12 protein-coding genes are annotated in these 14,909 nt (G+C 63.4%); 8 read left to right on the forward strand and 4 right to left on the reverse strand.

Going from position 1 to position 14,909, the window contains the following annotated elements; all coding sequences use genetic code 11:
• Positions 1 to 18 precede the first annotated feature (18 nt).
• The 6 genes from G533_RS0102915 to G533_RS0102945 all read left to right on the forward strand — a co-directional run bounded on the left by G533_RS0102915 (position 19) and on the right by G533_RS0102945 (position 7,844).
• The gene (locus G533_RS0102915; RefSeq protein ID WP_027948678.1) at positions 19 to 1,326 is read left to right on the forward strand and encodes a homoserine dehydrogenase; all 1,308 of its coding nucleotides are present in this window, start codon (positions 19 to 21) and stop codon (positions 1,324 to 1,326) included.
• Positions 1,327 to 1,337: 11 nt separating this feature from the next.
• Positions 1,338 to 2,735, forward strand: a complete 1,398-nt coding sequence (thrC, locus tag G533_RS0102920) for a threonine synthase (RefSeq protein ID WP_027948679.1) — start codon at positions 1,338 to 1,340, stop codon at positions 2,733 to 2,735.
• Between the two features lie 11 nt (positions 2,736 to 2,746).
• Positions 2,747 to 4,489 (forward strand): single-stranded-DNA-specific exonuclease RecJ, encoded by a 1,743-nt coding sequence (recJ, locus tag G533_RS0102925; RefSeq protein WP_035526229.1) that lies wholly within the window; start codon positions 2,747 to 2,749, stop codon positions 4,487 to 4,489.
• Positions 4,490 to 4,545: 56 nt separating this feature from the next.
• A protein-coding gene (prfB, locus tag G533_RS0102935; protein WP_144079771.1) for a peptide chain release factor 2 occupies positions 4,546 to 5,644 on the forward strand; the annotation gives its coding sequence in 2 pieces (ribosomal slippage) (positions 4,546 to 4,620 and positions 4,622 to 5,644; 1,098 coding nt in all).
• A gap of 9 nt (positions 5,645 to 5,653) precedes the next feature.
• On the forward strand, positions 5,654 to 7,150 hold the full coding sequence (lysS, locus tag G533_RS0102940; RefSeq protein ID WP_027948683.1) for a lysine--tRNA ligase: 1,497 nt from the start codon (positions 5,654 to 5,656) through the stop codon (positions 7,148 to 7,150).
• An 85-nt stretch (positions 7,151 to 7,235) separates the two neighbouring features.
• Positions 7,236 to 7,844, forward strand: coding sequence for a hypothetical protein (locus G533_RS0102945; RefSeq protein WP_240472352.1), 609 nt, complete (start codon positions 7,236 to 7,238; stop codon positions 7,842 to 7,844).
• Here G533_RS0102945 and G533_RS0102950 read toward each other — a convergent pair.
• Genes G533_RS0102950 through G533_RS0102960 form a run of 3 tightly spaced genes read right to left on the reverse strand, consistent with a single transcriptional unit; the run spans position 7,792 to position 11,133 of the window.
• Positions 7,792 to 9,327 (reverse strand): sensor histidine kinase, encoded by a 1,536-nt coding sequence (locus G533_RS0102950; RefSeq protein WP_027948685.1) that lies wholly within the window; start codon positions 9,325 to 9,327, stop codon positions 7,792 to 7,794. The genes G533_RS0102945 and G533_RS0102950 overlap by 53 nt on opposite strands.
• Positions 9,324 to 9,698 carry a response regulator gene (locus G533_RS0102955; protein WP_027948686.1) on the reverse strand — a complete coding sequence of 125 codons (375 nt, stop codon included), beginning with the start codon at positions 9,696 to 9,698 and terminating at the stop codon, positions 9,324 to 9,326. The genes G533_RS0102950 and G533_RS0102955 overlap by 4 nt, the downstream gene beginning before the upstream one ends.
• The gene (locus G533_RS0102960; protein ID WP_027948687.1) at positions 9,691 to 11,133 is read right to left on the reverse strand and encodes an adenylate/guanylate cyclase domain-containing protein; all 1,443 of its coding nucleotides are present in this window, start codon (positions 11,131 to 11,133) and stop codon (positions 9,691 to 9,693) included. The genes G533_RS0102955 and G533_RS0102960 overlap by 8 nt, the downstream gene beginning before the upstream one ends.
• 209 nt (positions 11,134 to 11,342) lie before the next feature.
• On the opposite strand from G533_RS0102960, the gene G533_RS0102965 reads away from it, so the two are divergent.
• Entirely contained in the window at positions 11,343 to 11,990 is a 648-nt protein-coding gene (locus G533_RS0102965) for a Crp/Fnr family transcriptional regulator (RefSeq protein WP_027948688.1), read from the forward strand.
• Positions 11,991 to 12,001: 11 nt separating this feature from the next.
• Here G533_RS0102965 and xseA read toward each other — a convergent pair whose 3' ends face one another.
• Positions 12,002 to 13,360: an exodeoxyribonuclease VII large subunit gene (xseA, locus tag G533_RS0102970; RefSeq protein ID WP_027948689.1), complete on the reverse strand. Its 1,359-nt coding sequence runs from the start codon at positions 13,358 to 13,360 to the stop codon at positions 12,002 to 12,004.
• Positions 13,361 to 13,436: 76 nt separating this feature from the next.
• Here xseA and guaB point away from each other — a divergent pair, with 76 nt between their 5' ends.
• Positions 13,437 to 14,906: an IMP dehydrogenase gene (gene guaB, locus G533_RS0102975; RefSeq protein ID WP_027948690.1), complete on the forward strand. Its 1,470-nt coding sequence runs from the start codon at positions 13,437 to 13,439 to the stop codon at positions 14,904 to 14,906.
• The last annotated feature ends 3 nt before the right edge of the window (positions 14,907 to 14,909 follow it).

Here is a 14,909-nt window from a genome sequence, read left to right on the forward strand (position 1 = left end):
GGAACAGGGGGAACTCCAGTGCAACCCGTGAGAATCGGAATCTGCGGCCTGGGTACAGTAGGCGGCGGCACCTTCAACCTGCTGCAGGAAAACGCCGAGGCGATCGCTGCGCGCGCGCAGGCGCCTCTGGCCGTTGTGCACATTGGTGCGCGGCGCGACAATCCTGCCTGCGATACCGGCAGTGTGCGAGTCAGCCGGGACATTTTCGATGTTGTGGCCGACCCGGACGTTGACGTGCTGGTGGAATTGATCGGCGGCACGACGGTTGCCCGTGAGCTGGTGGAAGCGGCCATCCGCGCCGGCAAGCACGTGGTAACGGCCAACAAGGCGCTCATCGCCGAACACGGCAATGCGCTGTTTGCGCTGGCGGCGGAGCACAACGTTGCAGTGCGCTATGAAGCCGCGGTTGCCGGTGGTATCCCTATCATCAAGGCGCTGCGCGAGGGCCTGGCGGGCAACCATATCGAGTGGCTGGCAGGCATCATCAACGGTACGGGCAACTTCATTCTCAGCGAGATGCGCGAGCACCGTCGGGAGTTTTCCGATGTGCTGGCGGAGGCGCAGGCCCTGGGTTACGCCGAGGCAGACCCTACCTTCGATGTGGAGGGCATTGATGCCGCGCACAAACTGGTGATTCTTGCCTCCATTGCCTTCGGCATCCCGCTGCAGTTTGCGTCCGTGTACACCGAGGGCATTACGCGCCTCACGCCCCAGGATCTGGATTACGCCGAAGAGCTGGGGTATCGGGTGAAGCACCTGGGTATTGCCAAACAGGGGCCGAGCGGGGTGGAGTTACGCGTGCACCCCACGCTGATTCCCGAAGACCGTCTGCTGGCCAACGTCAATGGTGTCAAAAACGCCGTGTTGGTCGAGGGCAGCGCGGTCGGCCCCACGCTCTATTATGGTGCGGGTGCGGGCGGCAAACCCACCGCGTCGGCAGTCGTGGCGGATCTGGTGGATCTGGCGCGCGACCTCAGCGCCGGCCAGGTGAGTCGGGTACCGTCCCTGTCGTTCTCCAATGAAACGCTGCGCGATCTGCCGATTGTGCCGATGGCCGAAGTGGAAACACCCTGGTACCTGCGTATGGAGGCGGAGGACCGCACCGGCGTGTTGTCGCGCATCGCGACCATCTTCAGCGACCACGGTATAAGCATCGAGGCCCTGATCCAGAAGGCGCCGGCGGCGGGGCAGGCGACGGTCCCGCTGATCGTGCTGACCAATCGCGCGGCACAGGGCCGCGTGGACGCGGCCGTGGCAGAAATCGAGGCGCTGGACACGATCACCGGTCAGGTGGTCAGGATCCGGGTCGAGCCGCTGGACGGCTAACAGGAGCGAACATGCAATACATCAGCACCCGGGGCCAGGCCCCCGCCCTGAACTTCGAAGAGGTCCTGCTGACCGGTCTGGCCTCTGATGGCGGCCTGTACGTGCCGGCAACACTGCCGAGGTTCAGCCGCGACGAGATCGCCGCCATGGCGGGCATGGACTATCCGCAGCTGGCGCAGCGCATCATCGAACCGTTCGTGGGTGACTGCATTACACGCGAGGATCTGCGCGAGATTATCGCCGATACCTACGCGGTGTTTCGCCATGGTGCAGTCGCCCCGCTGGTGCAGATTGGCCACAATCAATGGGTGCTGGAACTGTTCCACGGGCCCACGCTGGCTTTCAAGGACTTCGCGCTGCAGCTGCTGGGGCGCCTGCTGGACTACGTGCTGGAACGTCGCCACCAAAAAGTGGTGATCATGGGGGCAACCTCCGGAGACACCGGTTCCGCGGCTATCGAAGGCTGCAAACGCTGCAAGAATATCGACATTTTCATCCTGCACCCGCACGACCGCGTATCCGAAGTGCAGCGGCGGCAGATGACCACGGTGGTGGGTGACAACATTCACAACATCGCCGTGCAGGGCAACTTCGATGACTGCCAGGCCATGGTCAAGGCCAGTTTCGGTGACCGCATTTTCCTGCCGGAAGACCGCCACCTGGTGGCCGTCAACTCGATCAACTGGGCGCGCATCATGGCGCAGATCGTGTATTACTTCTATGCAGCGGTTGCCTTGGGCGGTCCGGCGCGGCCCGTGGCGTTTTCGGTGCCGACGGGCAACTTCGGTGATATTTTTGCCGGCTACCTGGCCCACCAGATGGGCCTGCCTGTTGCGCAGCTGATCATCGCCACCAACCGCAACGACGTGCTGCACCGGGTGATGACCACCGCCACCTACGGCCGGCAGTCGCTGGAGCACACCCTGTCGCCAAGTATGGATATCACCGTATCCAGCAATTTCGAACGCCTGCTGTTTGATTTGTACGACCGTGATGGCGCTACCGTGGCTGCCATGATGCGAGACTTCGATCGCGGCGATATACATTTCTCGGATACCGCGATGCAGCGCGCCCGCGCCCTGTTTTCCAGCTATCGTGTGCCCGACGAGGAAACCTGTGCGCAAATTGCCGCCGTGTGGCAGGATTCCGAGTATCTGCTCGACCCGCACAGCGCGATCGGGGTGAAGGCAGCGCTGGCCTCGGGCATCGGTGACGGCATTCCGGTGGTGACTCTCGCCACTGCGCACCCGGCCAAGTTCCCACAGGCGATTCAGCGCGCGGTGGTGGGTTGTGAACCACCTTTGCCGTTGCATCTCTCTGACCTGTTTGACCGCACAGAGCGCTTTGAAGTGCTGCCCTGCGACCTGGCCGCCGTGCAGGCCTTCATGGCGAACAACCTCGGCGCCTGAGCGCCCACCGGATGATTCGACGGGTTGTTCGCCGCGCGCCGGAAGCGGTGCCGCTGCTCTCCTCGGGTGAATTGTCGCCGCTGTTGGCGCGGGTGTACGCCAACCGCGGCGTCAGGCAATCTGCCGAGTTGCAGATGTCCCTGCGGGAGCTGCTGCCACCGGACACGCTGACGGGAGCCGACGCGGCAGCGCACCTGCTGGCCGACGCGCTCGCCACCGGACGGCGACTACTGGTCATCGGTGATTTCGACGCTGACGGCGCAACCAGCACGGCACTGGCACTCGGCGCGTTGCGCGCGCTCGGTGCCGCGCATGTTGACTATCTGGTACCCAACCGTTTCGAGTACGGTTACGGCCTCACTCCCGAAATCGTAGCGCTCGCGGCGGACCGACAGCCGGACCTGATCATCACCGTGGACAATGGCATTGCCAGCATTGACGGCGTGCTGGCGGCGCGCGCGCTGGGTATTGCCACGCTGGTCACCGATCATCACCTGGCAGGCAGCGAGCTGCCGGCCGCAGAGGTCATCGTCAATCCGAACCAGCCGGGTTGTAGCTTCGCCAGCAAGGCACTGGCCGGCGTTGGCGTGATCTTCTACGTCATGCTGGCGCTGCGCGCCGAGCTGCGCCGTCGCGGCTGGTTTCAACAACAGGCGCTGCCCGAACCGAACCTGGCCGAGTATCTGGACCTGGTGGCGCTGGGCACCGTGGCCGATGTGGTGCCACTGGATCGCAACAACCGTATTCTGGTGGCCGCGGGGTTGCAGCGTATTCGACGCGGCCAGGCGCGTCCGGGCGTTCTCGCCCTGCTGGAGGTGGCCGGCCGCGACCCCGGCAATGCCGTGGCCTCAGACCTGGGTTTCACGGTGGGGCCGCGTCTCAATGCCGCCGGACGGCTGGATGACATGTCTATCGGCATCGAATGCCTGCTGGCGCCCGGTCGAGCGGTTGCCAATGACTATGCGGGCCGCTTGCAGCGCTTGAATGAAGAGCGCCGCAGCATAGAACAGGGCATGCAGGAGGAAGCGCTGGCACTGTTGGAGGGCCTGGGGCCTATGTCCCATGAGGGCGATGTGCCGGCGGGCATTACGCTTTATGAACCCGGCTGGCACCAGGGTGTGATTGGGATTCTCGCCTCGCGAGTGAAGGAGCGCCTGCACCGGCCGACTGTGGTGTTTGCCGACGCCGGCGCCGGTAGCGACGACCTGAAGGGGTCCGCGCGGTCGATTCAGGGCATACATGTACGCGATGTCCTGGATGCCATCGCAACGCGCCATCCGGGACTGCTCACCCGCTTTGGCGGCCACGCCATGGCCGCCGGCCTCACCTTGCCACGGGCTCACTATGCCGCTTTCGCGGCGGCTTTCGTGGCGGAAGTTGAGCGACACGGGCGCGACCTCGACCTGGAGGCGGTGTTGGAGTCCGATGGCGAACTCGACGCGGCGGAGTTTGATCTTTCGCTCGCTGAAACCCTGCGCCTGGGTGGGCCCTGGGGGCAGCACTTTCCGGAACCGCTGTTCGATGGCCGGTTCCGTATCGTGCAGCAACGGCTGGTGGGGGGTAAACACCTCAAGCTGGTGCTTGGCCGGCCGGGGTCGAGCGACGTATTCGACGCCATCGCCTTCAACGTGGACCTGGACCTGTGGCCGGACGAGAGCAGGGAATGGGTGCATGCCGCTTTCCGGCTGGATGTAAACGCCTTCCGCGGGCGGCGTACCTTGCAGCTCATGATCGAGCAGCTGGAGGCGCTGTAGCCTGTTTTTCCTCGCTACGGTACACTGCGCGCCTTTTCCCGCAGGACTCGCTCACCATGTTAGAGATCAACCCGCTGTTACAGACCCTCAAGGATATCGAGGCACGCACCGCCGTGCTGAGGGGGTATCTTTGACTTCGATACCCGCAAGGAGCGTCTCGCCGAAGTAGAGCTGGAGCTCGCCGAACCCAGCGTATGGGACAAGCCTGAGCGCGCGCAGGAGCTGGGCCGTGAGCGCGCCGCGCTGGAGAAAATCGTCTCCACCATTGAACACCTTGACGGTGCTACCGGTGATGCCGCCGACCTGCTGGAACTGGCAGCGGTGGAAGATGACGAGGGAACGGTCGCCGAAGTGCGTGCCGATATCGAAGCGCTGGTTAAACAGTTGGAGCAGCTGGAGTTCCGGCGCATGTTCTCCGGCGAAATGGACCCCAACAACGCCTACCTGGATGTCCAGTCCGGCTCTGGCGGCACGGAGGCTCAGGACTGGGCGGAAATACTGCTGCGCATGTACCTGCGCTGGGGCGAAGCGAGCGGCTTCAAAACCGACCTGATCGAAGTGTCGGCCGGGGAAGTGGCCGGCATCAAGAGCGCGACGATTCATTTTGAGGGTGAGTACGCCTTCGGCTGGTTGCGCACGGAAACCGGTGTGCACCGTCTGGTGCGCAAATCACCCTTCGATTCCGGCAACCGGCGGCACACGTCATTCGTGTCGGTATTCGTGGCGCCTGAAATCGATGACGATATCGAAATCGATATCAACCCCGCGGACTTGCGCGTCGATACCTACCGCTCCAGCGGCGCGGGTGGTCAGCACGTGAACAAGACCGATTCCGCCGTCCGTATCACGCACAACCCGAGCGGTGTTGTGGTGTCCTGCCAGACCGAGCGCTCGCAGCACCAGAACCGGGACCGGGCGATGAAGATGTTGCGCGCCAAACTGTACGAGCTGGAGATGCACAAGCGCAGCGAGGCCAAGCAGGCCACCGAAGACAGCAAGGCCGATATCGGCTGGGGCAGCCAGATCCGCTCCTACGTACTGGACCAGTCGCGTATCAAGGACTTGCGCACCGGCGTGGAGACGAGCAATACCCAGGCTGTGCTGGACGGGGATATCGATCTGTTTATCGAAGCCTCATTGAAGAAAGGGCTGTAGGACACCATTATGAAAGAGCAGGATCAGGCCGTGCGCGGCCCGGACGAGGAGAACAAGCTGGTCGCCGAGCGGCGCGGCAAGCTGCGACAGCTGCGCACGCAGCGCAACGCCTTCCCCAACGATTTCCGGCGCACGGGCTGGGCGGCTGACCTGCAGCGCGAATACGGCGCGAGCAGCAAGGAGCAGCTCGAAGAGGACGACCAGCGCTTCGCTGTTGCCGGGCGTTTGATTCGCAACCGCGGCGCGTTTCTGCTGATTCAGGATGGCTCCGGCCAGATCCAGCTGTACCTCAACCGCAAGGGCCTCGACGAGGCGACCCTGGCCGAGATCAAGAGCTGGGACCTGGGGGATATCGTCTGTGCCGAAGGGCCCGTGCACAAGTCGGGCAAGGGCGACCTGTACATCAACATGAACAGCGCGCGCCTGCTGACCAAGGCCCTGCGCCCGCTGCCGGACAAATACCACGGCCTGTCAGACCAGGAGCTGCGCTACCGTCAGCGTTATGTGGACCTGATTGTGAACGCCGAGTCCCGCGCCGTGTTTACCCTGCGTTCGCGCATTGTGCGCTTCATCCGCGACTACATGGACGGGCGCGGTTTCATGGAGGTGGAAACCCCCATGATGCAGGTGATTCCGGGCGGTGCCGCGGCCAAGCCCTTCGTCACCCATCACAATGCGCTGGACCTGGATATGTACCTGCGTATCGCACCAGAGCTGTACCTCAAGCGCCTGGTGGTGGGCGGGTTCGAGCAGGTGTATGAAATCAATCGCAACTTCCGCAATGAAGGGCTGTCGACCCGGCACAACCCTGAATTCACCATGCTCGAGTTCTACTGGGCCTACGCCGACTACCGCGATGCCATGGACCTCACCGAGGACATGCTGCGGCAGCTCACGGCCAGCGTGCTGGGTGATACGCGGGTGGTCTACCAGGGCTCGGAGTACGACTTCTCGCGGCCCTTCCAGCGCATGACGGTGTTCGACGCCATTCTCAGCCACAACCCCGGTATGCACGCCGAAGCGCTGGCGGATGAGCATGGTGCGCGCGCCATTGCCGAGGAACTGGGTATCCCGCTCAAGCCGAGCTGGGGGCTGGGCAAGGTGCAAATCGAGATCTTCGAGAAAACCGTTGAGCACCGGCTGGACCAGCCGACCTTTATCACCGCTTATCCCACCGAGGTCTCGCCGCTTGCCCGGCGCAGCGATGCCGACCCCTTCGTCACCGATCGCTTCGAGTTTTTCGTCGGCGGACGCGAGATCGCCAATGGCTTTTCGGAACTGAATGACGCCGAGGACCAGGCGGAACGTTTCCGCGCCCAGGTCGCAGAGAAAGATGCCGGTGATGAAGAGGCCATGCATTACGATGCGGATTACATTCGGGCACTGGAGTACGGCATGCCACCAACCGCGGGTGAAGGTATCGGCATTGATCGGCTGGTCATGCTGCTGACCGATGCGCCTTCCATTCGCGATGTATTGCTGTTTCCGCACCTGCGCCCGGAATGAGGCCAGCCCTACCTGCCTGCGCCTTAGCGGTGTTCATGCCGCGGTGTTACACTGATGCCCTGAGGCTCAGTGCGAGGGTATTCCCGTGAGTAATCTGCCGGCGTCGCTGTTGTTGGCGAGTGTAATGCTTGGCTTAGCGGCCTGCGCCACCGTGCCGGAAGCGGCCGATCCGCCGCAGCAGGCGCCAGTGGCTGAGACCGGCGTGGCGGCGGCCCCCGCCCCGGAGCTCACCCTGAACCTGCCCTCCCAGTCCGAGTGTGCCTGTGCCACGCCCGCCAGCCGCGATTACACTTTTCTTGAGCGGGGCTATCGTGCCTTGAGTGAAGGGGACGCCGTTGCCGCGCTGCAGCATTTCCAGCGCTACAAGCGGCTGGAGGTGGAGCCCGCCGCGCAGTGGGAGGCGGATATCGCCATTGCCTATCTGGGTATGCTGCCTGATAGCCCGTTCTACGACCATGACGCGGCTGAGGCGACCTTCCGCAGGCTGGTGGCGCAGCTCACCGCGGAAATGCAGGTGCACCCTACCGCGCTGCTCATGCGCGACTCACTGGCCGCTTTCGCGCTGCTCAACCGGCACATCTCCGATCTGGAAAGCAGCAACGCTACGCTGCGTGAAGATCTGCAGAAACGCGAGGAGGCTATCAAGCGTTTGCGTGAGCTGACGCTGGGGCCTTCGCGGGCAGTTCAACCGTAAACGCAGAGCCCACACCGGGCGTGCTTTCCACGCTGATATGCCCGCCCATCAGCTCGCAGTACTCCCGGCAAATCGCCAGCCCCAGCCCCGTGCCGCCATAATTGGCACTGATAGCATTTTCGGCCTGCACGAAGGCATCGAATATACGCGCCTGCTGCGCGGCGTCCATGCCGATGCCGGTATCGCGCACCGTAAACTGCCACCAGTCCTGCCCATCGCGGTGGGAGGGCGCCGCCGTGAGGTGCACGTCCCCATTGCGGGTGAACTTGCAGGCGTTGCTCAGCAGGTTGAGGAAGATTTGCCGGAAGCGGGTGGCGTCGTTATGCAGTGGTGGCAGGGTGGTCCAGTCCGGCACATACAAGCGATTGTGGCGGTCGCGTAGCAGCGGGGTCATGGCATCGCACACCTGCTGCAGGATATCGCCTGTCGCGAAGGTCTCCAGATGCAGGGTCATCTTCCCGGTTTCGATTTTCGACAGGTCGAGAATGTCGTTGATCAGGGCCAGTAGCTGGCGCCCTGAGCGTACGATTTTCTCCAGGTCGCTGTGGAACTGCTCGCGGTCCACCTCGCCGGGGTCCCCCAGCTCATCCTGCAACATTTCGCTGTAGCCAATAATAGCGTTGAGTGGTGTGCGCAACTCATGGCTGACATTGGCGAGGAAGCGGCTCTTGGCCGCGTTGGCATCGTCGGCGTCGTCCTTGGCCTGACGTACATCCTCGATGGCCCGGCGCAACTTGTCTGACATGTCGTTGAAGGCCTTCGCCAGGTCGCCCAGTTCGCCGCGGTCGTCGAAGTCATCGATGCGGTAGTCCAGGTCTCCCATGCCGAGGCGCTGGGTGCCGCGCTTGAGCCGCTTCAGGGAGCGCTTGGTGTAGCGCAGCAGGAAGAAGCCGAGTAACGCGGTGAGAAAAATGGTGGCGATAAAACCGATTACCGTAATGCGGTCGGTGAGGGCAATGGTGCGATCGATAATGGTAGAGCGCTGTGCGGCGATAAACGCCTGGCGCTGCTCCAGCTGGCGCAGGTGCTCAAGCGTTTCCACGAAGGGTAGCGGGTCGTCGATATCGCTATCGAAATCGGGGTTGTTGAAGTTGCGATAGAAGGCCAGCCAGCTGTCCAGCAGGTAGCGGCTGGCCTGTTGCAGGCGCTCATACTGGGGCCGTGTGACTTCGCTGGTCAGTGCGCCGAGTTCGCTGAGTTTGCTGTCGATGGTGGCGATATCCGTTTCCGCATCCACCAGTTCTTCGCTGTCCAGCATGTCGCCGGTGGTTTCGCGCAGGGTTTCCAGCACCAGAATCTGCTGGCGCTGGTTTTCCAGCAACTGTGCCGCATCTGTCGACAGCTGTGCCGCGGTGACCGAACTGCGGTAGGCGAGCATGCTCTCCTGCCGCGCATAACTCCCCCAGAAATGTGTTCCCACGTTGATCGAGAACAGCACGAGGATGGTGCAGAGGGAAAGCGTGAGGCGGCGACGCAGACTCATGCGGGCAACAACCGGCGGATTTTGCTCAGCAGGTCGGGGAAGTCGATCGGCTTGGTCGCGTAGTCATCGCAGCCCGCGGCCAGGGCGCTTTGTCGGTCGGTCTCCATGGCGTGCGCGGTCAGGGCGATGATGGGGATATCCTTGAGCGCCGGGTTCTGGCGTGCCGCGCGGCAGGCACTCCAGCCGTCCATCACCGGCAGGTTCATATCCATCAGCACCAGCGCGGGTTGTGCGCTGGCCATAAGCTGCAGGGCCTGCACGCCATCGGCGGCGGTGATCACGCTGAGCCCGGCGCGGGTCAGCCGCCGGCTCAGCATCTCACAGTTGATTTCATTGTCTTCAACCAGCAGGATCGGCGCCTGTTCAGCCATCACGGTATTCCTCGATGCGGTGCACCAACACAGTCTGGTCCAGGCCGCGGGCCTCCAGCTCGCGGCGGTCGCTCAGCGTGTAGCGGCCGCTAAGCTTGACCGCGGTGCTGTCTGATATGAGTATTTCGCCGCCCCGGCAATGGTCTTCAATGCGCGAGGTGACATTCATGGGGTGGCCGACAAAGCCGTATTTGCTGCGCCGCTCGGAGCCGATGTTGCCGGCGATCACCGCGCCGGTATTGAGGGCGATGCCGGTGGCGAGAGCGGGCAGGCCGGCGGCAGCGTTGTCGGCGTTGATGCCCTGCATGGCGGCCTGCATGGCCAGGGCACAGCGGACCGCGCGGTCGGCGTCGTCATCGCGCCGTTGGGGGGCGCCGAATACCGCCAGAATGGCATCGCCGATGAACTCATCGATGGTGCCGTTGTGCGCCATGATGATGTCCGTCATGGCGCCGAGGTAGCGATTCAGCATGGCGACCACTTCTGCCGGGCCGAGGTGCTCACTGAGGCTGGTAAAACCGCGAATATCCGACATCATGATGGTCACTTCGCGCAGGTCGCCGCCCAGCTCCAGGCCCTCCGGGCGCTCCAGAATGTCGGTGACGATCTCATCGGACAGGTAGCGCCCGAAGGTGGCGCGGATGAATTTCTCATTGCGTTCAAGCTGCTGCCGGTACTGCTCCTCACGGTCGTGCCAGCGTTTGCGCTCAATGCCCGCCTTGATCCGCGCCTGCAGCAGTACCGGGTTGAAGGGCTTGAACAGGTAGTCGTCGGCGCCGGCCTCGATGCAGGCAATGATGCCGTCCATGTCTTGGCTGCCCGATATGACGATAACCGGTGTGGCGCGCCAGTCGGGGTTGGCTTTGATGCGCCGCAACACTTCGCGGCCGTCCATGTCGGGCATCATCAGGTCGAGGAGTACGACGTCGACATCCGATTCCGCCAGCGCGCGCAGCGCCTCGGCACCGCTGGCGGCGGTCACCACCAGATGGCCGGAGCGGGACAGGTAGCGGGCCACCAGCTCGCGGTTTTCCGCCAGGTCGTCCACGGCAAGTATGAAGCCGGGTTCTGCCGCCATGGCCGGTGCGCGTTGCGCCGCAATTCCGCTGGCTGCGCCCACGCTGGCGTTCTCGGTCGCTTTCAGGAGCCGCGTGAGGCTGTCGTTCAGCGCCGGCTGTTGCGCACCGATATCCTCCTGCAGCATTTCCGCATAGCCGCGCATGGCAGAGATGGTGTTCATCAGGTCGTGGTGGGTGCTTGGCGCTGCCAGCTGTTCTTCCAACGTGATGGCCAGGCTGAAAATACGCTGCAGATCCTCCAGCGCGGAGGGCGGCATGTCCTCACCACTGGCGCTGGCGAGCGCGCGCAGGTCGGTAACAGCGCCGCGCACAAGGTGGCTCCAGAGGTCGGGCGAGTCTGTGCTGTTGTTGCTCACGTGGCGCGGGTTCCAGGTCGCATAGTGGCCTGCAGTATAGCGATGCGCGGATTAGTGTGGAAATCAGACTTTCATTCGTTATATAAGAAGGGCGGGGTGTGTCGGTACCGTGTAGTAATTGCCCTGACAGGTGTGTTTGCCGTGACACTTGAGGTAGTATGTGGTCATGGCTTCAGGGACAGGCTTTGCATGAGGCAGGAATAACAAGCATGTTGCAGCAAGTAGAAATATTTCAGGGGCTCTCGCGAGAGGAACTGGACGCACTGGCCAGCAGCAGTACCAGCCGGTCATTTCCGAAGAATACTGTCGTGATCCACGAAAATGATCCGGCGGATTCGCTGTTCGTGATCGAAAGCGGCAAGGTCAAGGTCTACTGCAGCGACAAGAATGGCAAAGAGTTCATCATGAACACCCAGGGCGCCGGCGATTATTTTGGTGAACTGGCGCTGCTTGATGACTCACTGCGGTCGGCGTCTGTGCGCACAGTAGAGAAGTGCTCCTTCTGCATCATCTTCAAAGAAGACTTCAACCGCGTGCTTGATGAGCACCCGAGTATTGCGCGCAAGCTCATCAGCAACCTGGCCCAGCGTGTGCGCAAACTCACCGCCGACGTCAAGAGCCTGGCCCTGCAGGATGTGTATGGCCGCGTCGCCAATGTGCTGATGGACCTGTCCGAAGAGCGCGGCGATGGCACCCTGTTCATTCCGGAAAAACTCACCCAGCAGGATATTGCGGATCGGGTGGGGGCTTCACGGGAGATGGTGGCGCGCATTCTGAAGGACCTCACCATCGGCGAATACATTCGTTTCGAAGGCCGCCACATCATCATCAACACCCGGCTTCCCGCCAAGTACTGAACTCGCTGGCGTTACCGCTTCGCGAGTACCTGCAGCCGCAACTCGCCCCGCGCCAGCCGGGCGTCCAGTTGAGAGCCCTCCTGCACCTTGGTTGCATCGCGCACAACAGCGCCGTGTTCGTCACGCAGAATACTGTAGCCACGGCTCAGGGTGGCCAGCGGGCTGACTGAATCCAGCAATTGGGAGAGGTGGCCGAGGCGTGACGCCGCGCCGCGCAGCTGCTGGTGCACCCCGCGCTGCAGCCGCTGCTCCAGCTGCGTCACCTGATTATTCAATGTGTGCAGGCGCGCTTCGGGTGAGCGCGCCCGGATGCGGTGCTCCAGCACGGCCAGCCGCCCGTGTTGCTCGCGCAAATGCCCGCGTTGGGCCCGCAGCAGGCGCTGTTCCACCTCGTCCAGCCGTTGCGCTTGTTCACGCAGCAGCTGGCCCGGGTGGCGCAGGCGCTGCCGCAGGTGATGCAGGTCGCGCTCGGCCCGCTCCAGGCGCAGGCGCATGCGCCCGGCCATGGCTTGTTCCAGTCGATCCAGCAGCGCGGCGCGCTCGCGCTGGTCGGGGCTCAACAGCTCCGCCGCGGCAGAGGGTGTGGGGGCGCGCTGGTCCGCCACCATATCGGCGATGCTGATATCGACTTCGTGGCCCACTGCGCTCACCACGGGCAGCGCGCTGGCGGCAATGGCCCGCGCAACCACTTCTTCATTGAATGCCCACAGATCCTCCAGCGAACCGCCGCCGCGGGTCACCAGCAGGGCGTCGAAGTGCGCCTCGCCCGCCGCCTGCCAGCGATTGGCGCGCGCCAGGGCGGCGGCAATCTCACCGGCCGCGGCCTCTCCCTGCACCGCCACCGGCAGCAGCAGAACCCGCATACCGGGGCAGCGCCGTCGCAGCACGGTGAGCACGTCGTGAATGGCGGCGCCGGTGGCCGAGGTAATCACGCCCAGCGTGCGTACCTCTTCGGGCAGGGCACGCTTGCGTTCTGCCGCAAACAATCCTTCGGCCTGCAGCTTATCGCGCAGGCGCTCGAATGCCGCCTGCAGCGCGCCTGCTCCCGCGTGCTCCAGGTGCTCCACAATCAGCTGGAATTCGCCGCGACCCTCATACAGCGAAACCCTGCAGCGCAGCCGGATGGCCATACCATTGGCGGGTTTTACCCGCATGTGCTGGTTGCGATTGCGGAACATGGCGCAGCGCACCTGGGCGCCGCTGTCCTTGAGGGAGAAATACCAGTGGCCTGAGGAGGGGGCGGCGAAATTGCTGATTTCGCCTTCAACCCACACGTAGTCAAAGTGGCTTTCCAGCAGGCGCCGCGCTTCCCGGTTCAGCTGGCCAACGGTCAGCGTGGGCGGATTGCCGGAAGTAGGGTGTTGCAGCACGGACTTTGGTTTACCTGTAGTGGCCAGAAGATTTATAATTGCATGTTTAGCTGCTACCCGCCAGCCGGAGATTCCCATGTTGCGTATCGCCCAGGAAGCCCTCACTTTCGATGACGTATTGCTGCTGCCCGGGTACTCCGATGTCATCCCCAGTGATGTGTCGTTGCGTACCCGGCTCACCCGCGGCATCGAGCTGAATATACCGCTGGTGTCGGCGGCCATGGACACAGTGACCGAAGCGCGCCTGGCCATTGCCCTGGCGCAGGAAGGCGGCATCGGCATTATCCACAAGAGTATGACTATTGCGGAGCAGGCCGAGCAGGTGCGCCGCGTGAAGAAGTTCGAGAGCGGCGTGGTCAAGGATCCTATCACCATCCAGCAGAACGCCTCGCTGGCGGAGCTGCGGGAGCTGACCAACGCGCACGGCTTCTCCGGGGTACCCGTGCTCAATGGCAAGGACCTTGTGGGTATCGTGACGCGCCGAGATACCCGCTTCGAGTCCGACCCCACCAAATCGGTGTCCGAGCTGATGACGCCCAAGGACAAACTGGTCACGGTTCGCGAGGGGGCCAGCTCCGAACAGGTCCAGCGCCTGCTGCACCACCACCGTATCGAGAAGATTCTCGTGGTCAACGAGCACTTTGACCTGCGTGGCATGATCACGGTCAAGGATTTCGACAAGGCCGAGAGCTTCCCCATGGCCTGCAAGGACTCCTACGGGCAATTGCGGGTCGGCGCCTCCGTGGGTACCAGCCCCGATACCGGCGATCGCGTTGCGGCGTTGATGCGGGCGGGGGTTGATGTGTTGGTGGTGGACACCGCGCACGGCCATTCGCACAACGTGATCGAGCGCGTGCGCCAGATCAAGGCCGATTACCCGTCGGTGCAGGTGATTGGTGGCAATATCGCCACTGCCGCCGCCGCGCTGGCACTCGCGCAGGCAGGTGCCGACGGGGTGAAGGTGGGCATCGGCCCGGGCTCCATTTGCACCACGCGCATTGTGACCGGCACCGGGGTGCCGCAAATCAGCGCCATTTCCAATGTGGTTGCGGCACTGGCGGAGCACGATGTGCCTGTGATTGCCGATGGCGGTATCCGGTTCTCTGGCGACATCGCCAAAGCGCTGGTGGCCGGTGCCCACGCGGTGATGATGGGCAGCATGTTCGCCGGCACGGAAGAGGCGCCGGGTGAGGTGGAGCTTTACCAGGGGCGTACGTACAAGGCGTACCGCGGCATGGGCTCACTGGGCGCCATGTCGCGCACCCAGGGGTCCTCCGACCGCTACTTCCAGGATGCCGGCAAAGGTGCGGAGAAGCTCGTGCCGGAAGGTATCGAGGGCCGCGTACCCTACAAGGGCCCGGTGTCCGCGATTATTCACCAGTTGATGGGCGGTGTGCGTTCCGCCATGGGCTACACCGGCAGCCCCACCATCGACGACATGCGCACCCGCCCCGAGTTTGTGCGGGTGACTGCCGCAGGCATGTCGGAAAGCCACGTGCACGACGTCTCGATCACCAAGGAAGCGCCGAATTACCCGGTGCGCTAGGGC

The organism is Haliea salexigens DSM 19537 (genome assembly GCF_000423125.1).
GTDB lineage: Bacteria > Pseudomonadota > Gammaproteobacteria > Pseudomonadales > Halieaceae > Haliea > Haliea salexigens.